Origin of the sequence: Pseudoalteromonas ulvae UL12, from assembly GCF_014925405.1 — a bacterium.
Taxonomy (GTDB): Bacteria; Pseudomonadota; Gammaproteobacteria; order Enterobacterales; family Alteromonadaceae; genus Pseudoalteromonas; species Pseudoalteromonas ulvae.
This window is the reverse complement of sequence record NZ_AQHJ01000027.1, coordinates 101266-123924: the sequence shown is the minus strand read 5'-3', so window position 1 is coordinate 123924 and position 22659 is coordinate 101266. Positions and strand designations below refer to the sequence as shown.

18 protein-coding genes are annotated in these 22659 nt (G+C 40.3%); 11 read left to right on the top strand and 7 right to left on the bottom strand.

The genetic code is table 11. The features are described from left to right. Positions 1–7: 7 nt before the first annotated feature. The 8 genes from PULV_RS08655 (at position 8) to PULV_RS08620 (ending at position 9954) form a co-directional block, all read left to right on the top strand. Entirely contained in the window at positions 8–682 is a 675-nt protein-coding gene (locus PULV_RS08655; protein WP_086743687.1) for a response regulator transcription factor, read from the top strand. Beyond that, entirely contained in the window at positions 682–2088 is a 1407-nt protein-coding gene (locus PULV_RS08650; protein WP_086743686.1) for a sensor histidine kinase, read from the top strand. Before PULV_RS08655 ends, PULV_RS08650 begins: the two co-directional genes overlap by 1 nt. Positions 2089–2645: 557 nt before the next feature. Then, positions 2646–3902, top strand: a complete 1257-nt coding sequence (locus PULV_RS08645; RefSeq protein WP_193331478.1) for an efflux RND transporter periplasmic adaptor subunit — start codon at positions 2646–2648, stop codon at positions 3900–3902. A 69-nt stretch (positions 3903–3971) separates the two neighbouring features. Continuing rightward, positions 3972–4700 (top strand): ABC transporter ATP-binding protein, encoded by a 729-nt coding sequence (locus PULV_RS08640; protein ID WP_193331477.1) that lies wholly within the window; start codon positions 3972–3974, stop codon positions 4698–4700. Between the two features lies 1 nt (position 4701). Further along, complete coding sequence (locus PULV_RS08635; RefSeq protein WP_193331476.1) at positions 4702–6015, top strand: ABC transporter permease; 1314 nt, start codon at positions 4702–4704, stop codon at positions 6013–6015. Between the two features lie 10 nt (positions 6016–6025). Beyond that, the gene (locus tag PULV_RS08630) at positions 6026–7231 is read left to right on the top strand and encodes an ABC transporter permease (RefSeq protein WP_086744001.1); all 1206 of its coding nucleotides are present in this window, start codon (positions 6026–6028) and stop codon (positions 7229–7231) included. 66 nt (positions 7232–7297) lie between these two features. After that, positions 7298–8635, top strand: a complete 1338-nt coding sequence (locus PULV_RS08625; protein ID WP_086743682.1) for a sigma-54-dependent transcriptional regulator — start codon at positions 7298–7300, stop codon at positions 8633–8635. Then, on the top strand, positions 8635–9954 hold the full coding sequence (locus PULV_RS08620) for a sensor histidine kinase (protein ID WP_193331475.1): 1320 nt from the start codon (positions 8635–8637) through the stop codon (positions 9952–9954). Before PULV_RS08625 ends, PULV_RS08620 begins: the two co-directional genes overlap by 1 nt. A 52-nt stretch (positions 9955–10006) precedes the next feature. On the opposite strand, the gene PULV_RS08615 is transcribed toward PULV_RS08620, so the two are convergent. The 7 genes from PULV_RS08615 to dinG all read right to left on the bottom strand — a co-directional run bounded on the left by PULV_RS08615 (position 10007) and on the right by dinG (position 16133). Next, positions 10007–11218 carry a DUF418 domain-containing protein gene (locus tag PULV_RS08615; protein ID WP_227009378.1) on the bottom strand — a complete coding sequence of 404 codons (1212 nt, stop codon included), beginning with the start codon at positions 11216–11218 and terminating at the stop codon, positions 10007–10009. Positions 11219–11241: 23 nt separating this feature from the next. Then, the gene (locus PULV_RS08610) at positions 11242–11412 is read right to left on the bottom strand and encodes a DUF2496 domain-containing protein (protein WP_086743680.1); all 171 of its coding nucleotides are present in this window, start codon (positions 11410–11412) and stop codon (positions 11242–11244) included. Beyond that, positions 11405–11674, bottom strand: coding sequence for a late competence development ComFB family protein (locus PULV_RS08605; RefSeq protein WP_086743679.1), 270 nt, complete (start codon positions 11672–11674; stop codon positions 11405–11407). Before PULV_RS08605 ends, PULV_RS08610 begins: the two co-directional genes overlap by 8 nt. 115 nt (positions 11675–11789) lie before the next feature. Next, complete coding sequence (locus PULV_RS08600; protein WP_193331474.1) at positions 11790–12701, bottom strand: histone deacetylase family protein; 912 nt, start codon at positions 12699–12701, stop codon at positions 11790–11792. Next, positions 12698–13285, bottom strand: a complete 588-nt coding sequence (locus PULV_RS08595; RefSeq protein ID WP_086743677.1) for a primosomal replication protein — start codon at positions 13283–13285, stop codon at positions 12698–12700. Before PULV_RS08595 ends, PULV_RS08600 begins: the two co-directional genes overlap by 4 nt. Further along, positions 13282–14061: a TSUP family transporter gene (locus tag PULV_RS08590; RefSeq protein ID WP_193331473.1), complete on the bottom strand. Its 780-nt coding sequence runs from the start codon at positions 14059–14061 to the stop codon at positions 13282–13284. Before PULV_RS08590 ends, PULV_RS08595 begins: the two co-directional genes overlap by 4 nt. Beyond that, the gene (gene dinG / locus PULV_RS08585; RefSeq protein ID WP_193331472.1) at positions 14061–16133 is read right to left on the bottom strand and encodes an ATP-dependent DNA helicase DinG; all 2073 of its coding nucleotides are present in this window, start codon (positions 16131–16133) and stop codon (positions 14061–14063) included. The genes PULV_RS08590 and dinG overlap by 1 nt, the downstream gene beginning before the upstream one ends. 145 nt (positions 16134–16278) lie before the next feature. On the opposite strand from dinG, the gene PULV_RS08580 reads away from it, so the two are divergent. From PULV_RS08580 to PULV_RS08570, 3 genes are all read left to right on the top strand, one after another. Further along, complete coding sequence (locus PULV_RS08580) at positions 16279–18621, top strand: DNA polymerase II (RefSeq protein WP_193331471.1); 2343 nt, start codon at positions 16279–16281, stop codon at positions 18619–18621. Between the two features lie 321 nt (positions 18622–18942). Next, complete coding sequence (locus PULV_RS08575) at positions 18943–21537, top strand: TonB-dependent receptor plug domain-containing protein (RefSeq protein ID WP_086743673.1); 2595 nt, start codon at positions 18943–18945, stop codon at positions 21535–21537. A gap of 81 nt (positions 21538–21618) precedes the next feature. Next, the gene (locus PULV_RS08570) at positions 21619–22539 is read left to right on the top strand and encodes a class I SAM-dependent methyltransferase (RefSeq protein ID WP_193331470.1); all 921 of its coding nucleotides are present in this window, start codon (positions 21619–21621) and stop codon (positions 22537–22539) included. Positions 22540–22659 lie beyond the last annotated feature (120 nt).

Here is a 22659-nt window from a genome sequence, read left to right as displayed (position 1 = left end):
GTAACACATGAAGTTATTAATAATTGAAGATTCAGCGTCACTAAGGCGTAGTTTACGAATTGGCTTAGCAAATCTAGGCTTTGCGGTTGATGACACCGGTGATGGTGCACAAGGGCTGAGTATGGCGATGGCAGGTGAGTATGAGCTTATAATACTTGATATTATGTTACCAAGTATTGATGGTATTACTTTATTGCAAACCATAAGAACCAAACAGCTTGATTCTAAAGTCTTAATTTTGTCAGCTAAGCAAGAACCTGAAGACCGTGTTTTAGGGCTTTTAACAGGAGCGGATGATTACCTTACTAAACCCTTTTCATTTGATGAGCTCCACGCTCGACTACTAAATTTAATGCGCCGTGGTGGATTGAAGATGATGAGTGATATCATAACTATTGATAATTTAGCACTGAATTTACAGTTAAAACTGCTAAAAGTGGCTGACAATGTTATTGACTTAACACCCAACGAGTACAAAATTGTCGAATGTTTATTTAGCAATCAAAACAAAGTGTTTAGTGCTGAGAAGCTAAGTACCTACCTTGCAGGGCAATATGATTTGATATCAAAGAACTCGATTGAAGCTCATTTATCATCTGCTCGCAAAAAAGTAAGAGTTGCAGGAGGGGAGCTGCCAATTCAGACCAAACGTGGTTTTGGTTATATTGTACAAGGACAATAATGAAATCTATTCGCAGTAAATTAGTTGTTACACTCTCGGTAACTATAACAGGCTTTGTTTTATGCATTTTGTTAGCAACCGACATTGCTGTTGATAGTTGGATAGACAATGAGTTTGATCGCAGCCTGCAATCCAAAGCAGGTATGTTAATGACCTTAGTACATAAAACTGATGAAGGTTTTTCGTTTAGTTTTTCTAGTGAGTTTATGCCTGAGTTCGCAGGGGAGATAGAGCCTGAGTACTTTCAAATGTGGAGCAAAGAAGGCACTTTCACTCGCTCCAAAAGTTTAGATTTATTTGAGGTTAAAAACTTACCATTTGAAGACTTGGAGATTGGCGAATCAAAAATACGCCCTTTACAATTACCTGATGGCCGAGATGGTCGAGTGTTTTATAGTCGTTTTATACTACAAGGAAAAGACAATACATCAGAAGATACATATAAAAAAACAAATGATGAGCCACTGACTTTAGCTTATGCAGCGTCTTCTGAGGAAGTTGATTTTGTACTTTGGTTGATTGACGTTATTTTTATAGTGACCACAATTACAGTTATTGTATTTATTCGATTATTTGTCAGGAAGGCGATAGATACATCACTTGCGCCATTAATTAAACTCAACCAAGATATCAGTCAGTTAAGTATTACCAGTGAAGGTTCACAGATATTTATACAAGAGCCAGTTAAAGAGCTCTTGCCTATTGTTGAAAGCTTAAATGCTTTTATTAAAGAGAATAGACAACTTTACCTAAGGGAAAAGCGACTTACATCCGATATTGCCCATGAAATAAAAACGCCCATTGCCGAACTTATAAATATGGCAGAAGTTGCTATCAGGTTTCCAAATGAGAAAGAACTCAATGATGATTTTAAACCTGAAGCGTTGAAAATAAGTTTACGGCTTAAAAGTATCGTTTCGAACTTATTACTATTACATAAATACAGTAATGGTAAGCTAATCAAACAAGATGCTTGTGATTTAAATCAAGTCATTACCAGAGTCTTAGAAAACACTGATTTATCGCGTGTAAATTTGGAGTTGAATGAGAATGCACCAGCAATTATAAGCAACTTGTTTGCCCTCGAATCAATTATTAGCAATTTAGTTAACAACGCTAAACAATACAGCCCACTAAATTCAAAAATTTTAGTTTCGACAATGATTTCAAAAGAAAAACTTTTATTTTTGTCAGTTACTAACTCCCTTATTGAACCTTTGAGTGATAATGATATAGACCAATTATTTGACCCTTTATGGCAAAAAGACACTTCAAGAACATCGAATGATAACTTTGGATTGGGGTTATCAATCGCTAAAACGCTTAGTAAAGCAATTGATGCGCAATTAAGTGCAGAAGTTAGTGACAGAAAAATCACATTCTCTTTAGCCTTAAACACTGATTAGTTTATTTAGCCCTACATAGAAATAAAGGCTGGGGAATGCAATTATGTGATGAGGCTCCTAAATACTTAATTGTACTGGTAGCTATCAAACAATCAACTCCGTTTCTGCGGCTTAACAGGATGTTGTTATCACTATACATTTTACAGATCCGTCCTTCGGCTCTAACTCGTTTTTGTCCAAAAGTGAGTTTCGACAACAACGCGATAACTCTCATTATTTGCTAGCAACAGAGCTGCTTCCTCATCGAGATTGCCCCCAGAATTAAGTCACTCCTTCAACTACCTTCTAAAAAGTGTCCGATGCGGACACTTTTTTGTGTCCGCGGTCACTGAAAAAGATTTTTAAAATCTTACAAGTTATTATTTTTCAATGTATTACGCTGTTTTGTTTTTTGGCACGCATTTCGAATACATCAGAACAGTTAAGTTAAGTATTTAAGGAACGGACATGCTTCTGACGCTATTATTTTTTGCAGCGCCGCTATTGGTTATTTTCATTGCGATGTTGATTGCGCAATTTGAATCTTTATTTTTCGCGTTCACACAAGGAGAGCGAGTATGATTAAAGATACGCGCTCACAAGATACCGTTATCGTGCAATCTAAAAGAAAGACGAAACGTTATGGATTAGCGGCTCTACTGGTAATAAGTGCAAGTGGTTTAGCATGGGCAGGATTAAATGCTGCGCCTTCAGAACTATCGATAGACAGCAATCGAGTTCAGCTTGCAAAAGTCGAGCGCGGAAATCTAACTCGTGATGTATCCGCTACAGGTCGGATTGTGGCTGCTAATGCGCCACAGGTGTATAGCCCAGAGCAAGGGTATGTTGATTTACTCGTTCAGCCAGGGGATAAGGTCACCAAAGATCAAGTGATCGCTAAGGTTGCAAGCCCAGAACTTAATAATAATTTAAAGCAGCAAGAGTCAGTGTTGCAACGCTTGCGTGGTGAGTTAGAGCGTCAAAAGCTCGATGCACGGCGCAAATCATTGAGCTTAACAAAAACCTTAGATTTAGCCCAAGTTGAACTCACCGCCGCAGAGCGAGAAAACCGCCGTGCCGAATTATCAATTAAAAAAAGCTTAATTAGCCAAATAGATTTAGAAGCGGCGGTTGATAATTTGTCGCGAGCTCAATTAAGCTTTGCGCATGCCAAGCAAGAAGTTGCACTTGCGAAAGACACCTTAGCATTTGAGTTTCGATCAGCCAAAAGCGACGTTGAACGCCAGCAGTTAGTGGTTGATGAGCTAACCCGACAAGTTAGAAACCTAGCGATTAAAGCGCCAGTAGCAGGGATTGTGGGTAATCACCTTGTGCAACAAAAATCTGCGGTTAGCGCCAGCCAAGCGCTGATGACACTGGTTGATTTGAGTGCCTTCGAAGCCGAGCTGCAAGTGCCAGAAAGTTATGCGAATGAACTTGGTCTGGGTATGAGTGTAGAGCTCAGTGTGGGCGCAAAAAACATTATTGGTACATTGTCGGCCATTTCACCCGAAGTCAGCGGACGGGAAGTGACCACTCGGGTTCGTTTTTCGGGGCAAGAAAGCCAAAGTTTGCGTCAAAATCAACGTGTCACCGCCCGAATCTTATTAGAAAACCGTGAAAATGTCTTGATGGTAAAACGAGGTGCATTTATGCAGCAGGGCGGGTTTGTGGCTTATAAAGTCGAAGACGATATTGCATCGCGCATAGAGATTGCAATTGGGGCAACCAGCATTGCAGCGGTAGAGATTAATAAGGGTGTGCAAGAGGGTGACACACTCATAGTGTCGAGTTATGAGCAGTTCGATAATGCTGAGCATATTCTGCTACGTTAGCGCCATTAAAAATACAGATTGTTTCAACCAAACAACTCACCAACCAAAAAATTCAACAGGGAAAAGAACATGTTAGAGATGAATAATATTAGTAAGATTTATCAATCAGAATTAGTACAAACACACGCTTTAAGAGAATTTAATTTAAACGTGAAAGAAGGGGAGTTTATCGCTGTCACTGGCCCCTCAGGTTCAGGTAAAACGACGTTTTTAAACATAGCAGGCATGCTCGAACCTTATAGTTCTGGTCAGTATTTGTTAGATGGCATTGATGTGGGCACATTAAGTGATAATGCCTTAGCAGAGCTTCGTAATGAAAAAATAGGCTTTATATTTCAGGGTTTTAACCTTATTCCAGATTTAAATTTATATGAAAACATCGAAGTCCCTTTGCGTTACCGTGGTATTAAAGCCGCTGAAAGAAAGCGTCGCATTGAAGAGTGCCTTGAGCAAGTCGGACTGGCGGCCAGAGCAAAACATTTACCTCAGCAACTATCTGGTGGGCAGCAGCAACGTGTTGCTATCGCGCGCGCGTTAGCTGGTAAACCACGATTTTTACTGGCGGATGAACCAACGGGTAATTTAGATAGCCTAATGGCGCGTCAAGTGATGGAGCTACTCGAACAGATTAATCGCGATGGTGCGACTATTATCATGGTGACACACGATCCGGATCTTGCACGGCGCGCACCAAGAAATATTCAAGTGGTTGATGGCCAATTGGCAGACTTTACTTTATATCAAGGTGCACCAGATATAATTACGAGTAGCGATCAGGCTAAGGCAGTAGGAGTCTAATATGTTTTTACATTACTTAGATTTAAGTTGGCGAAGCCTTAAGCGCACCCCTTTGGTCAGTTTCTTAATGGTTTTAGCCATTGCGATTGGTATTGGTATCACGATGACGAGCTTATCGGTTTATCACATGATGTCGATGGATCCAATTCCAGCTAAAAGTAAGCAGTTATTCATGGTGCAACTTGAGACCATGGACGAAGGTGAGGGCTGGTGGACGAGCGACAATATGCCTAAACAGCTGACATTTCAAGACAGCGAAAATTTACAACTCGCCGCACAAGCGCCTAAGCAAGCTGCAATGGTCAAAACGGGCTTTGCGGTCCATTTGAATAATCCAGACTTTAAACCGTTATTACAACCTACTCGAGCAACAGGTCGTGACTTTTTTAGCATGTTTAATGTGCCCTTTTTATATGGTTCAGTTTGGTCTGAAGAGGCAGATATAACAGGTGATTCTTTGGTGGTCATTGGTGAATCACTCAATCAACAGTTATTCGGTGGCGGAAATAACATCGGCAAAACCCTCTATTTAGATGATGAAATGTACACCATAGTGGGCATTATCAAAACATGGTCACTGGCGAGTAAGTTTTATGACTTGAACAACGGTGCATTTCGAGAAACCGAGCAGGTTTACATTCCATTTGCCCAAGTTCGATTAAAAGAACTCGAAAGTTGGGGGAACAATAATGGTTGGAAACATGAAGATATTCAAACAGCTAAAGACAAGCTCAACTCAGAAATTTTATGGTTGCAATTTTGGGTCGAATTACCTGACCAACAAAGTGTTGAGCAGTATCAGGCGTTTTTAAATAACTATATTCAAGAGCAGAAAAAAGTCGGTCGATTTAAGCGAGACAATCCTCGAGTGGTCATACGTAATGTTAATCAGTGGTTGCAATACAACGAAGTAGTGAGTGAAGACAACAAAATTTTAGTTGGCTTAAGTTTTATGTTTTTAGCGGTGTGTTTGGCCAATATTTTAGGACTGTTACTGGCTAAATTTCTTCGACGAGCACCTGAAGTTGGGGTCAGAAGGGCACTTGGTGCAAGTAAAAACCAAGTTTTTGCACAGCACTTGGTTGAAGTCTTAGTATTGGGATTGCTAGGAGGTGTGTGCGGAATTTTAGTTGCGCAGCTTGGCCTGATGGGGATCCGTCATTCTGGAAGTGGTTATGAGGCGCTAGCGGTAATGAATTTAAAAATGTACCTCAGTGCACCGCTTATTTCGATGACGGCTTGTGTACTGGCTGGATTGTACCCTGCTTGGTTAGTGTGTCGTACCAACCCTGCCATTTATTTAAAAAGCCAATAGGAAGCGAATGATGACTGAGATTAAACCTATTTTTTCTTCATTACTGCGCTCTCGAGCAGGCGCAGTTTTATTAATTGTACAAATCGCCTTAACACTTGCCATCGTCAGTAATGCGGCGTTTATGATAAATGATCGTATTGCTTATTTGAATCAACCAACTGGGTATGAAGAAGCAGATATATTCAAATTTAATGTCACGACGTTTGGTAAAAATATCGACTTGGTACAACAGTTTGAGTTAGATGAAGCTGCCATTCGTGCGATACCAGGAGTGGTGAATGCCGTGATGACCAACCAAGTGCCTATCAGTGGTAGTGGAGATTCTACGGGCTTTGCATTAAAGCCTCGCTCCGAGCCCGCACCTTCAGTGCGCTCATCGTATTTTATGGGAGATGAGCATTTTAGTGATGCACTCGGGGTTAAAATAATCGCAGGCCGCGACTTTAATCGTGATGATGTGATTATGAGCAATAACTACTCAAAATTACCGACCGTGGCCTTAGTGAGTAAACAATTTGCTGAAGATATGTTTGCAGATAAATCGGGGCTTGGAGAAGTTATTTATTATGGCGATAACCCCTTAACAGTTATCGGAATTCTTGATCACATGACAGGCCCGTGGCTGAGTGACTCCAAACCAAACAATGTGGTTGTTTTTCCTTTTGCTATAGGCCAAACGATTCGTAAGTTTATTGTGCGAACTGAGCCGGGTATGCGTGATGAGGTGATGAGTAAAATTGAAGATTTAATGCTTAGCCTTGAATCGCAACGAGTGATTACTGACTTAACCGGTTTGGATGAAAAAAAGGCCGATTATGTGGCTCAAGACAGATTAATGATGAATATGCTAGTCATGCTGAGTGTAATTCTGATTGTTGTAACTGCACTGGGTATTTTTGGTTTAACTTTGTTTAATATTAGCAAACGAACAAAACAGATCGGCACGCGTCGGGCTTTAGGGGCTAAAAAGTCCGATATTATCAATTATTTCTTACTCGAAAATGGATTAATTAGCTGCATTGGTTTGGTGGTTGGGGCGGTTTTCGCTATCTTGTTGGGCAAACAGTTAATGACGCTTTATTCGTTACCACAACTGAATACTTGGTTCGTTATTGTCACCGCTCTATTTATCCTTACAATGAGTTTATTGGCAGTATATGCCCCTGCAAAACGTGCCGCGAATATCTCACCGAGTATTGCAACACGTTCAGTATAAAATAATAAGCGAGTACTTAATGAGCCAGTGCTAATTTAAGTACTCGTTTAAGGTAAAGCAAACACAATGAGTAAAATTTTAATCGTTGATGATAACCCCGCCATTTTAGAGTCGTTGGCGTTATTACTTGAAATTCATGATTATCAAGTGGTGTGTGCACAAACACCGTTTGAGGCGCTCCAAATCGTTCGCTATCAGCGCATTAGTTTAGTCCTACAAGATATGAACTTTAGTGCCGATACCACATCGGGCGAAGAAGGTGTGGCGCTTTTTCATGAGTTACGGGCGATGAATCCACATTTACCGATTATTTTAATCACAGCATGGACTGAGCTTGAGACTGCAATTGAACTGGTTAAAGCGGGCGCGGCAGATTATTTAGCCAAACCTTGGGATGATCACAAGCTGTTGGTCAGCATTGCGAACTTGATTGCACTCGGTGATGCAACTAATCAGAATAAAATCCTCACACGGCAACAAAATGAGCGCACCCTTACTCATCAACAGCATGATTTAGTTGGGCTTGTGTATGCGAGTACCGCGATGCAGCGGATTGTCGATATGTCACTGCAGTTAGCTAAATCGGATGTATCAGTGCTTATCACTGGCCCCAATGGCAGTGGGAAAGATCGCATCGCACAGATTATTCAAGCTAACTCTGCTTTAGCAAAGCAGCCTTTTATTAAAGTCAATGCTGGTGCGTTGCCACAAGATCTTATTGAAGCCGAGCTGTTTGGCGCTGAAGCTGGAGCTTATACGGGTAGCAACAGCCGACGAGTCGGACGTTTTGAAGCCGCCGATGGTGGCACGTTATTTTTAGATGAAATTGGTAATTTACCATTGTCTGGACAAATGAAGTTATTGCGAGTTCTACAAAGTGGTGAATTTGAGCGTTTAGGCTCAGTCACGACACAAACTGTGTCTGTTCGGGTGATTTCTGCCACAAACGCAGACTTGCGTTTAGATATTGCAGCGGGTCGTTTTAGAGAAGATTTATTTTACCGTTTAAATGTGATTGAGTTGCAGCTACCAGCCTTAAATGAACGGGTTGATGATATTTTGCCTTTGGTTCATCACTTTTTACCCGATCGTGAATTAAGTGTAATGGCTGAGCAAATGCTTTTGGCGCATCCATGGCCAGGCAACGTCCGCGAACTGGAAAATGCCTGTAAACGCGCGGCAGTATTAAACCCCGAAGGGATGCTTGAAGCTGAACATTTTGCATTAAACATCAATAATTCCAATGTTCAATCAACTCAAAAGAATAGCAGAGAACCCGAAAAGTCAGAGTTGGAATTAGCAATGCGTCAATATGAAGGGGTGATTGCAAAAGTGGCTCGTCATTTTGGTTTAAGTCGCCAGGCTTTATACCGTCGCTTACAAAAATTTGAGATTGAGTATTAATGCCTGTGTTTCATCGTATCCAAACAAAGTTACTTGTCATCGCGGCATTCACTAGCGCGCTTCCTGCCAGTATATTGGTATGGCAGCAAGATTGGTCCTTGATGTTAAGCAGTGCGGTGGTATTGCTTGCTGTTACACTGATCCTGCTATTAACCCATCTGTTACTTCAGCCTATTAACCAAGGTTTACAAGCTTTAGAGTCAGGGCTACTCAATTTTAAAGATGGGGAGTTCTCAACATTGTTGGGCTACAAAGGGCACGATGAGCTAGGAGGCTTATGCCAGTTATACAATGAGACCGCCAATAAATTGCGTCAAGAAAAACAGTGGATTTATCAGCGTGAACTGATGCTCGACAAAGTGTTACAAAGTTCACCGCAAGCGTTGTTGTTGATAGATGATAGTCAGCATTTAGTCTATTCCAATCAAACTGCGCGTGAATTATTTTTAAAAGGTCAACGGCTTCAAGGCTCGTTGCTCAAGGATATTTTAGCAACCGCTCCCGAGGCGTTAGGGGCTGCGCTATCACACGGCAAAGATGGTTTATTTAGCTTTGAAGTGGCTGACAATGAGGTGCAAACTTGGCATTTATCAACTGGGCGGTTTTTACTTAACAACCAATACCATCATTTGTATTTATTTAAACATTTAACCCGCGAGTTGAGTCGTCAAGAAGTGGCCGTGTGGAAAAAAGTAATTCGAGTAATTAGCCATGAACTCAATAACTCTCTTGCGCCGATTTCATCGATGTTGCACAGCGGTCAAGTGTTAGCAGGCAAACTTGATGAACCACGTTTAGCGCGTGTATTTAATACGATTGATGATCGGATCCGCCATTTGAGTGAGTTTATTCAAGGTTATGGCCGATTTGCTAAACTCCCGACACCTCAGCCTGTTAATATTGACTGGCAAGAGCTGATAAACACCTTAAAGTTACAATGGTCATTTCAATACTTAGGTGAATTGCCTCAGCTAAATGGTTATGCCGATCGCGCACAATTAGAACAGTTGTTAATTAATTTACTGAAAAATGCTCATGAATCTGGCTCTAAACCTGAAAATATAGAAGTAAGGATTGATTTATCAAACGAAGGTCAGCAGCGCGGACATATCATCAGTATCAATGACCAAGGAAAGGGAATGAGTGAAACGGTCATGAGCAATGCCTTGTTACCTTTTTATTCAACAAAAAGCAGTGGCACAGGATTAGGCTTGGCACTTTGCCGTGAAATTGCCGAAGCCCATCAAGGTAAAATTAGTTTTTACAACCGCACACAAGGTGGCGTCAGTGTTAAAGTTTGGCTGCCGTTGGTTTCATAATGTAAATACTCAGTACTCAGCATTAATAGCTAATTATTGAGCACGATTGTTTTCAAATAAATGGTTTATTTGATTTTATGCGCCTTAAAGTGAAGTAAGTACCATAAGAGCCGCATCGCCAAAGCCATTCACAGGGTCCATATTGAAAATAACGAAGCCAGAATGCACTACTGCATGCTTGCAGGAAAAAGACAGCTAAAGCAATGGCAAAACAGGCCGCAGGACTTAAGGTTTGATAAAGCTCTAATCCTAAATGTGTGAATAAAAATAGCCCAACGACACTGTGCAATAAATAATTAGTCAGCGCCATTCGGCCAATATAAGACAAAGGCATCAACAACCCCTGGATCAGAGCGCGATGCCAAAGCCACGCTAATCCCCATAAATAACATAAACCGAGCGTGATATCGCTTAAAAACATCAGTTTGAACCAAAGTGGGCGTAGGATGTCATGGGTGTATAGTGCTGTGCCTGGTAACAAAAATAAAAAACAGACTTTGTAGCAAGCCCCAATGACGGCAATAGAGATTGCTGTTTTTTGAAAATGGCTGACCCATTGTGGGCTACCTAAAGAGAGGGTTGATTTACCTGCAGCAATACCAAGTAAAAACATCGATAGGGCAATAGGGGCTAAGTAAAAAAGTAACATAGGTAAGTTGGCAAGGTATTCATGCCAATGGAGGTTAATCACTGCATGGTAATTGCCGTGGCGCAATACATCAATAATGCCTTGTTCTGAATAGCGCTCAAGTGCCGCATCAAGTTGAACAGGCAAAGCTTGGACAATAAACTCCGACAATTGCTCGTAAAAAGGAAATAATAACAGTACCACGGCCATCCAAATGAGTACTTTTTTCTTTAAATGGATCAGAAACAAACATAAAAAGCCTAAGATTGCGTACAAATGGAGCACATCACCTGACCATAGAAAATGAATGTGCAAAAGACCAAAAATAAACAAGATCAGCATCCGACGTGAAAAAAATCCAATATAGGCTTGCTTGTTCTGTCGTTTCTTCAACATTTGTGTCGCCAAACCAAAGCCAAATAAAAACGAAAAAATGGGGAAAAACTTGTTATAAAAAAACAGCTGAAGCCCCCGGTTTATCACCTGACTAACAGGATCTTGATAGTGTGAGAAATACGCATCTTGATTAATAAAAAGACAATGCATAATGGTGATATTGATGAAAAAAATACCAAAGATAGCAAATCCCCGAAAAACATCGAGGAGTGGAAGGCGTGCCTGAACTACTGTAATCATTTTTATTATTATTTTTTAAAGAGTTATTTTTGAGTGCTGGTAAGTTGTTTTTGAATGAAATCAGTTTTGACTATTTCAAGTGCAGCAATGACGTCAGCAGGATCAAGTTCATGCTGCTCAAGCAGCATGATTAAATCAATAGCTAATTGCACATGCTTGGGTGCATGGGCTAGCTGATCAGAAACATCACTCATTGGTCTGTCTTTTAGCGATGAGTTCAAGCGCCACTTTGATGGCTTCTTTTACTTTGGCTTCCATTTCTATCCGCTCTTTTTGCGGTGAGTAAAACGCCATATCAACTTCAAATCGGATATAACGGGTTGGTAGATGATTGAGAACCGTACAGCAAAAGTCTGCCAAGGTATCGTCGTCGAGTTTTTTATCAATTTTTTGTTTGACGATTTCATCTAACATGAGTTTTTCATAATAATTGTGAATGTCATCATGTAGTTTCATAGCGCTCTCCAATTTATAAAATACACTGCCAGTGTGTTAAAGCTGAATTTAAATGTAACACTTAACTGACAATTTTGAGAATTAATTCGTTGATATTTTGTTCTTTATTTGTCGTTTAGAGCGTGTTCATTGAAGGTAAACTGGCTCTGATTAATTGCCAATGTACCTGAATTAATTGTTTGATATCGCGTTGATACCCGCCACCCAAAGCACAGGCAAGCGGTAATCCAAGTTCTTGGCAGGTGTTTATTACGTAACTATCTCGTTGATATACGCCCTCTAGGCTGATATCAAAATAGCCAAGTTCATCGCCTTGGTAGATATCGGCTCCGGCGTTATAAAGCACTAAATCTGGCTGGTACAGCCGGATGCTCATTTGCAATGCTTGCTGGATAGTTTCAAGATATTCTTGATCTTTACAGCCGCGCTCAAGTGGAAAATCAAGATCAGAATGTTGTTTGATTGCAGGAAAGTTCTGCTGACAATGAACTGAGCAAGTAATGATATCTGGGTGGTTTTGGCAAATTTGTGCTGTGCCATCACCTTGATGTACATCAAGATCAAAAATAAGGACGCGTTCTGCTTTTTGCGCTTTGATGCAATGTGCTGCTGCAATGGCCAAATCGTTAAAAATACAAAAACCACTGCCAAACTCACGGTATGCGTGATGATAACCACCGCTAAGATGAAGGGCGATACCGTGTTTTAATGCCGCTTCTGCACTGGCAATACTTGCGCCAATAGATTGCAACGTTCGCTCAACTAATAGCTCTGTCCATGGGAAGCCCATCTTGCGGATGGCTTTTTCTGAAAGTTCACCACGTATAAATGCCTCAACATATTGCTGATCATGACAAAGTTGCAGCTGTTCAAGGGTTGCTGGTGGAGGATCCTGACAGATAGAGAGGTCGAGCCCAGTGCCACAAAGCTTAGAGAAAAGGTCTTTGTATTTGTTAATTGGAAAGCGGTGTTTAGGCCCTAAAGGCAAACTCGAATAAAGAGGGTGGTAAAAAAAAAGCGGCTTCATTTTGCTTTTTCGGCTCGTTGAATTTTATCTTCGATGGCACTGATGGCTTTTCGGCAACGTCCTAAACGTCCATGTAGTGCAAGAATTTCTAAGTTTATCTTACTGGCTTGTTCGGTTGAAGTCTTGTCGAGTTGTAAACGGCGCAGTGAGACCATTTCGTTTAAGCGGCGTTCAAACTCATGATGTTCAGAGAGTTCTTTATATAACTCATGGGACGATTGCATGACTTGCTGCACCGCTTTTTTATAATACTTTTTGCGGGTCGCTTGGTTCTCTTTTGCCCATACAGGGGTGGCTTTCAGAACACGCACAATAGCTTCTAATTGCAGCGATATTTTTTCAACTGCAAAAGTATAGCTGTTGCGCTGTGTCATTTTAGGCATGTTGGACAGCGCATCGGCGATTTCGTCGACGTAATCAGCCAGTAATAAACTTTTACTGCTAAACAAATGCGGATCAAATAATTGTTGTTTGTGACGAAAGTGACGGTTTTTATCGAGCAGCTTGGCGTTATCAAACTTTTTGGCGTCGTGTTTGAGCTTATTAATTTGCGCGTCGAGTCGTTCTAAAACGGTCATAGTCATACAAAATAGGCCTCATAGATCAGTTTAGAAGCCAATATAATCACCATCGTATTAAATAAAGGTTTGATCAGTTTACTGCCAAATTTAATGGCGGAATGAGCGCCTAACCAGGCACCAAACATTAAAAACGCGCCCATGGTGATACCTAATAAAAAATTAACATGACCGAGCACCACAAATGCAGCCAACGAAACCACATTGCTGACAAAATTCATTGAGCGTGCAACGCCGCAGTTCAGTAATAAATTCATTTTGTACAAATAGGCATTACTGGCAGTCCAAAATGCACCCGTACCAGGCCCCGCTAAGCCATCAAAAAAACCTAAACTCAAACCTTGGCCAATCTGTTTTGGCGCTAAGTGTGGGATGTTTTCTGGCATTTTGACACTGTCACCATGATTCAAGCGGCCAAACAAGCTGTAGAGTGCCACTAAGATAATGATCAGAGGTAAGAGTTTATTTAACATTTCGGTGGAGAGAAAATCGACCATCAGAGTGCCCAAAAGTGCACCTAACGCAGTCGCTGCTATGGATTTTTTCCAAAAGCTTGGATTAAACAGCTGCTTTTTGTAATAAGTGACGCTGGCCGTCAACGAGCCAAAGCTTGCAGCTAATTTGTTTGTTCCAAGAACTAAATGAGGCGGTAGACCGGCAGTGAGCAAGGCGGGGACAGTCAATAATCCTCCACCGCCAGCGATTGCATCAATAAATCCTGCGGCAAAAGCAACCGCGCATAATATGGCCCACGTTGAAGGGTCTAAAGCTAGTTCTAACATTAGTAATCTATTTGTCGTTTAAACGGCGGTAAAGAATCGAGCATGGCTTTACCATAACGTTTACTGATGAGGCGCCGATCTAGTATAACTATTCGGCCTGAATCACGTTCTTTTCGCAGCAGTCTACCACAGCTTTGCACTAACTTCTTAGACGCATCTGGCACAGTTATCGACAAAAAGGCATTACCACCGCGCTTTTGTACATACTCAGCTTGCGCTTCTTCAACAGGTGAGGTGGGCACGGCAAATGGCAATTTTGTAATGATTAAATTTGTTAAATAATTACCCGGTAAATCTAATCCTTCAGATAAACCTTGCGTTCCCATTAAGATTGAACCATTACCACCATCAACCTTACTTTTATGCAAACTCAGTAATGACTCTCGTGAGGCTTCGCCTTGGATCAGTAAACTAAACCCTTTAGCACGTAACCCTTTAGCGACTTCGCCCATTTGCCAATAAGACGAAAACAAGATTAAGTTACCTTGATCTTTTTTGATGAAGTCAGGTAAACATCGTATGAGGTTAGCGGTAAAATCTTTGTCAGTCGGTTCACTGTCCATCTTAGGGATGTGAATCACACCTTGATTTGGATAATCAAATGGAGAAGGAACTTTTAAGTATTTGACCCCTTCTTCTCCTGCTAGACCTGATTCATACGAAAAATGATCAAAATTGCCGAGTGCAGTCAACGTAGCAGAGCACAAGACTGCACCGGCACACTCGTTCCACAGTTTGTCTTTGAGATAAAAGCCCACTTCTATGGGGCAGTCAGCTAAGAGGTGGTCGTGATTATTTTTGTATTCTAACTGCTTTATCCAGCGAGCATGAGGTGTGCTTTGACTTGAGTGAGTGAGGTTAAACCACAGCTTATTAAAATTTTCAACGCGCTGAAGGTATACACCTGTTTCAGACAAAATGGGTTCAGCCACGTGCGCTTTGACATCACCATCACTTAAATCTTGGGTGAGCGCATCATGCATTTTTCTGAGATGTTTCAAGATAAGCAAAGAGGCGTCATTGAGATCTTTACTTAATGCAGATAAGACACTTGGGAGTTCGCCATCTTTAAAGCGATAAACATTGTCATCATTAAATTCAAACGGTGTTTCACTTAAAAAATCACGAACTTTTTTCAGTAACGAATTAGCATCATTAATGGCATCGGCCAATTTAAAGTTAAGGCCAATCGCGCGCTGTGATGAAATAGCATTTGCTAATTTTTGGTTGAATTTAAGTAGTTTTTCGAGCCATTCGATTGTGCCTTTGATTGTGCCCGATGCGGATGAGAAATCACGAGTGATTTGCGGTAAGTGATGTGCCTCATCAATAACGTAAACACAGTTATCTGGCTCAGGTAAAATGGTGCCGCCGCCTAAATCGAGATCAGCTAATAATAAGCTATGGTTGACGACTAGCACGTCCATTTGATTTAAGCGGTTACGGGATTGATGAAATGGGCAATGTTGATGCCCTGATAATTGCCGTTGGCATGAATGTTTATCACTGGCGATTAAATTCCACACCGCATCCGGTATTGTATCAGCCCAGCTATCGCGGTCGCCGGCCCATTGATTTTTTTGATAGGCCGTTTGTAGTTGTTCTAAGCACTTTTTTTCCATGTCAGATAACGGCGCGGTACTCAAAGGAATAAATTCAAGTTGCTCTGGCGATGTTTCCAATGCCATCGCTAATTTTTGCGAGCAAATATAGCGATTTCGCCCTTTGACTAAATCGAACTTAAAATCGAGTCCCGAGTGCTTTGCAAAAAATGGCAATTCTTTTTCAATTAATTGCTCTTGCAAGGCCACTGTTGCTGTCGAAATAACGAGTTTTTTATTTTTACTGAATGTATAAGGTAATGCACCAAGGCAATACGCGAGTGATTTCCCCGTCCCCGTACCGGCTTCCATCACACAAATGCGCTGGGTTTTGTGATATTCACCACTGAGTGTTTTCGCAATTTCTGCGACCAAGTAATTTTGCCCTTTACGTGGTTTATAATCACCCAGGTTGTCGGCGACCTGTTGATGTATATGACGTATGGTTTTTTTTAGCGCATCAGAAAGCATCAAACAAGCCTGAAATAAATATAAAGAAATGAGTCAAACGGAATGTTTGAACACACATTAAAAAACGCATTTTAGAGTGTCAGTAAAGTGCGTACAATAAAAAACATTCATAAACTTACATTCGTGTAGCCAATAAGGCGTTAGCGTGTCAACTTCGAAATTTGAGCATTTCAGTGGATTTGTTCTGACTAAGCAACAATTTAAAACTCAAAATGGCTTTGCGCTATGTTATTGGCTAGCAACTGATCACGGCCCTGTCCGGGCGATTGTTGACCAACAAGAAGCCGTGTTTTTTATTTTAGCTTCCGACTTGGAGTGGGCCACAAATGCTCTTGCGGATCAGCATATTCAAGTAAGAACGAGCGTCTTGCCGTTGAAAACCTTTCAACAGCAGATTGTGGCTGCTTTGTATTTTCGTTCGTTAACTGATTTTTATAACGCAAAAAAATACTTAAGTACGCATCATATCCGGATCCTCGAAGGGGATATTCGTCACAGTGAGCGATATTTAATGGAGCGTTTTATCCGTGGTTCTGCCCAAGTGGCCGGTAATCTAAAACGTGGCCAGTCATTTTTGACTTTATCGAGTACTAAAATGAAGTCGTGCAATTATTTGCCAACACTTAAAATGCTCTCCCTGGATATAGAGTGCAGTGGTAAGGGAATTTTATATTCAGTTGGTCTGTTTGGTCAGGATATTTCCTCGGTGATTATGGTTGGAGAACCGCAAGACACAACGCAAGACATCCAATGGGTTAACGATGAAACCCAGCTGTTACTCGCTCTTGAACTTGCCATTAATGAGTATGATCCGGACGTTATCATAGGTTGGAATATTATTGATTTTGACTTTACCTTATTGGTACGTCGCGCTGAACAACTTGGTATCGAACTCAAACTTGGGCGCGCAGCGCAAAAGGTTCAACTTAAAGATTCCAAGGTTGGAAAATTATTGGTGCCGGGTCGAGTGGTTCTCGATGGCATTGATACCTTAAAAAATGCCACATATCAGTTTTCGAGTTTTAGCTTGGCGAATGTAGCGCATCAATTGCTGGGTGAAAGCAAGTTGATTGATTCTGATGACCGTTTGGCAGAAATAGAGTGGCAGTTTAAGCATGATAAATTGTCGCTTGCAGCCTACAACTTAAAAGATTGCCAACTGGTGTGGGATATTTTTGAGCAAGAAAAACTACTGGACTTTGCTTTGCTACGCACACAATTGACCGGTTTGGATATTGAACGTCAAGGAGGCTCAGTCGCGGCTTTTGTTAATTTATATTTACCTCTCATGCATCGAAGTGGTTATGTAGCACCTAATTTAGGTGATCATGATGTTCACTTTTCAAGTCCTGGTGGTTATGTGATGAATTCAGAACCAGGCCTATATAAAAATGTAATCGTATTAGATTTTAAAAGCTTATATCCCTCGATTATCAGAACTTTTTTGATAGATCCTATTGGTTTGATAGAAGGATTAGCAAATCCTGAAAATGCAGTGACAGGCTATCATGAGGCTTTTTTTTCACGCACAGAACATCACTTACCTAAGCTAATCGACCATCTTTGGCAAGCACGCGATGAAGCTAAGGCAGCAAAGGACAAAATGCGTTCGCAAGCAATAAAAATCATAATGAATAGCTTTTATGGTGTGCTGGGATCTACCGGATGCCGCTTTTATGATCCTCGATTGGCAAGCTCGATTACTCTGAGAGGGCATGACATTATGCTTAAAACTCGTGCTGAAATTGAGCGACTCGGTTTTAGAGTGATTTATGGCGATACAGATTCCACGTTTGTTGCTTTGAATGATGAGTTTGATACCCAATTATGCCAACAAACAGGTCGCGATCTCGAACGCCATATAAACGATTTCTGGCAAAATTATTGCGAAAATAACGATGGTCTAACGAGCTATTTAGAGCTTGAGTTTGAAACAATTTATAGCCCTTTTTTCATGCCAACCATTCGCGGCAGTGTCACCGGCTCTAAAAAACGTTATGTTGGCCAGGTTGAGGGGGAAAGCGGCAGTCTATTAGTGTTTAAAGGCATGGAGACCGTTCGTAGTGATTGGACTGAGTTGGCGCGGCAATTCCAGCAAGAATTATTTGAACGCATATTTGCAGGTGAGTCAGTAGAAGTTTATATAAAACAAACTATTAGTGATTTAATGGCTGGTAAATTAAATCATTTATTAGTCTATCGAAAACGTCTAGGTCAAAATTTGAGCGAGTATGTTAAAAATATTCCGCCTCACGCACAGGCGGCGCTAAAATTCCAATTAGATAATCCAGATAAGCATTTCCAGCGGGGACAATGGATAGAATACATTCTATCGCAGAGTGGTCCTATTATGGTGTCAGGCGGGCCGGTCATCCCTGATCTAGAGCATTACCTTGAGAAGCAACTCAGGCCGATAGCCGAATCAATCTTACCTACCATAAATTTAACTTTTGAACGTTTTTTAAGCGGTCAAGAGGAAATGTTCTAAAAATAAATATTTTTTTTTGTAATTGTTTGATTACAGTGCTGGTTGACAGATAAAAATATATATAAGTTATTTTTATTCAGTGACTTATGTTTTATGTGATTACAGAAGGTATATGTATATTAATGTGTCATTATGTGTCTAATTCGAAATATGTGCTGCTAAAGTGTTAATTCTTTATAAACATTTGTTGACCGATGTTTCCCCTTATGTTTAATATTTGCCTCGGATAATGAGCTTGACTCGAAAATCGTTAATTAGTTCACACTAATTAACAAAAAAATTAAATCGCACCAATAGAGTGTGGTCCAGGGAGAAATCTAAATGTTAAATAATAAAATCTCAAAAGCTGTTCGCTTAGCGATTGCTTTTGGTGCTGCATCAACAGCAGCATTCACATCGAACGTTTTTGCAGCTGAAGAAGGTGCAGAAGCAGTAGAGCGTATTGAAGTAACAGGTTCACGTATCAAACGTACTGATATGGCGACTGACGTTCCAATTACAGTGATTGATAGAGCTGCGATTGAATTAAGTGGTGAAACTTCTGTAGCTGATTTACTTCGTGGAACAACTTTCAATACTTTTGGTTCTTTCCGTCCTCAATCAGGTAGTTCTGCTCAAGGTGTATCTTCAGTTAACCTTCGTGGTCTAGGTTCAGACAGAACTTTGATCTTAGTTGATGGTCGTCGTTTACCAAAATCAACACTTACAGGTTCTTCACAAGATTTGAATGCAATACCTATGGCTGCAGTTGAGCGTGTTGAAATCTTATCTGACGGTGCTGGTGCAATCTATGGTTCTGATGCAATCGGTGGTGTAATCAACGTTATTCTTCGTAAAGATTTCAACGGTGCAGAAGTTAACTTAGGCGCAGGTCAAATTGAACATGAAGGTGGCGATAGAGAAAATGGTTCGATAGTATTTGGTGCTTCATCTGATAAAGCATCAATCGTTGCTGGTGCTGGTTGGAGTGGTCGTGATATCGTTTATGCTCGCGATTTCCCTTGGTATAGCCCAGGTGGTTCAGTATATTCAAATAACTTCACTACTATCGCTCAAGATGCAGATGGCAATTACCTTCCAGGTGTCAGTAACTTTGATTTCTTTTCACCAAACTCTACTTGTGAAGGTGTTGGAAACGAGAACTTTTACCGTATAGGTTCACGTTGTGGTTTTAACTTCGCAGCTGTATCAGCTGATGAAGCTTCAATCAAAAACCGTTCAGCTTTCGTTAATGCATCATATGAAATCAACGATGATTGGAGTGTTTATTCAACAATGAACATTTCACAAACTAAGTCGTTTGGTCGTTATGCGCCTTCATTAGATACATCTGCGTATTCAGCTTTCCAAATTGATGCTGACAGCCCAAATAACCCAACAAATCCAAACAGCCCGTTATATGATGCTTCATTAGGCATGGAACAACAGCCTCTGGATTTTTGGCATCGTTTTGCAGCGTTAGGTAATCGTGATAACAACCTAACAAATGAATTAAAAGATATTACTTTCGGTACTAAAGGCGTAATTAATGACAACATCTACGTTGAATTTGGTGCGCGTAAAACAATTAACGAATCAGCAAATACAGGTGATGGTTATGTATTACGTGCTATAGCTCGTCAGTACATCAACGACGGTACTTACGACTTAAGCAACCCATATGGTGCATCTCCTGCAGTTCTAAATGCGATGAAAGTTACAACTTCACGTTTAGGTAAATTTAATCAAGAAGAAGTTTACGGTAACGTTTCATTTGATGTCATGGACCTTGAAGCCGGTACTGTACAAGCTTTTGTTGGTTTCGAGTATAGAACAGAAGATTACGCAGATAAGTATGATTCACTATCAGAAGCTGGCCAAGTAGGTGGTTCTTCAGGTAGTAGCGCAGGTGGTGACCGTTCAGTTGGTGCTATATTCTTCGAAGCCTTAGTGCCTGTAGTTGATTCTCTTGAATTAACATTTGCTGGTCGCTATGATGATTATTCTGACTATGGTTCAGATTTCTCGCCTAAAGTTTCAGCTCGTTATGAAGCAACAGATGATCTAGTTGTTCGTGCTTCTTGGGGTAAAGGTTTCCGTGCACCTTCACTACCAGACTTAACTCAGCAGCCATCTGAATCAGCTGACTCTGTATCAGATGACGCAACATGTTTAGCGATTGGTGAAGAAGTAGGTTGTTCTTCACAAATCAATGCTATCGTAATCTCTAACCCGAACCTTGAATCAGAGAAGTCAGATCAATACTCTTTAGGTCTTATTTATCAAGTAGCTGATAATATTGACTTTGAAATTGATTACTACAGCACTGAAATTACAAACCGTATCAGAGCGTTTGGTTCTCAAGCTATTATTGATGCGACGCTTCGCGGTGATGCACTTCCTCCTGCGTTTACAGTGACTCGTGCTCCTAATGGCGGTATCACTCAAGTAGTTCGTGGTTTTGGTAATGATGGTTCACTTGAAACAACAGGTATTGACTTCAAAGCCCGTTCACGTTTTGAGTTCAGTGACATGGGTTCATTAACAACAAACCTTCAAGTTTCTCATGTAATTGATTACAACATCGATGGTGGTAGAAACTTAACTAAAGATCCTGGTACGCCAAAACAACGTGTGACACTTTCTAATGTATATTCTTTAGATGACATTGATTTCACATGGAATTTGAGCATGGTTGGTAGTCAGTATGAAGATATTGATGCAGATGGTGTTGGTTCAGGTCATATCCCAACTTGGGTAACTCATGACTTACAAGTAGGTTATAGCACTCCTTGGAATGGTCGTATAAGTGTTGGTGCTCAAAATGCATTTGGTAAAGAGCCACCATTATTTTCATATGACGGTCGTGACTACAACTTCAACTTGTACAGTGGTTATGGGCGTGTAGCTTATATTAACTACAAGCAAAGTTTCTAATAAACATATTTATTAGTTAGATTAAAAGAGCGGCTTGCCGCTCTTTTTTATGTTCACAATAAATTAAACTAGGACTAAGTAATGCATTGGGATAGGTACTGGAGTGAAACAAAACGACTTTCTAGTTTCGAAGAGGATGGAAATGATTTTGGTTATCCAAATGAAGTTATGGATTTTTGGAAAGACCAACTAAATATTCGAAGTGATAAGTTGATTGTTTTGGATGCAGCAACAGGTAAAGGTGCCATAGCTGCTTATATAAAAGCAATACTAAATAGCCGCCATATACCTTCAATAATTCATGGCTGTGATTTAGCTGAGATTGAAACAGAAAGCCTGTATTTTCCACCTCAATTACAAACGCTGCTTGAAACTATTCGTTTTGATTATGGCGTAGGACTTGAAAAACTCCCTTATCATGACTCTTATTTTGATTTAGTTGTTAGCCAATTTGGCTTTGAATATTCAAATTGGGAATTATCAATTCCAGAAATAAATAGAGTGCTAAAGAAGGAGGGGCGTTTAATTTTTATGGCTCACCATGCTAAATCAATTGTCTCGCATAATAGTTTAGTTGGTATTGAAGTGCTTTCGAGCTTTATCGACAATGATGTTTTTCTAAAACTAAATGAGGTTATCTCGCTTAAATTAAATGGGGAAGATGACGCTTTTAAAGAGAAAAATAAAATGCTGATAAATGAATTAAATAGTTATGTAATTGACTCTGAAGAAAAAGCAGTTTGGTTTTTGGATATTGTAAATTCTATTTCAAAATTGATGCGTACAATAGATGAAACCAGCATTGAAAAAGTCCAGATATTAAGTAAATCAACTGTTTATCAGATAGGTAGGCTGAAGGATCAACTGGGTGTAGCCCAAGACACCCTTTCAATAAAGCAAAAGATAAACAAGTTTGATGGTTTGTTTAAAGTGTTAGATATAAAAGAGTTTTACATAGAGAAAACACTTTTCTCAAGTGTAGTAGTGCTTGAAAAAGCGTAATTTTCTCGAGCTGTTATTTTAATCATCAAGTCAGACGAGTTGATATTAATAAATACTAAATTGTTCAAGCTTATAATTATGCATTGTGAATGATATTTCATACCATAATGCGGCTATTTT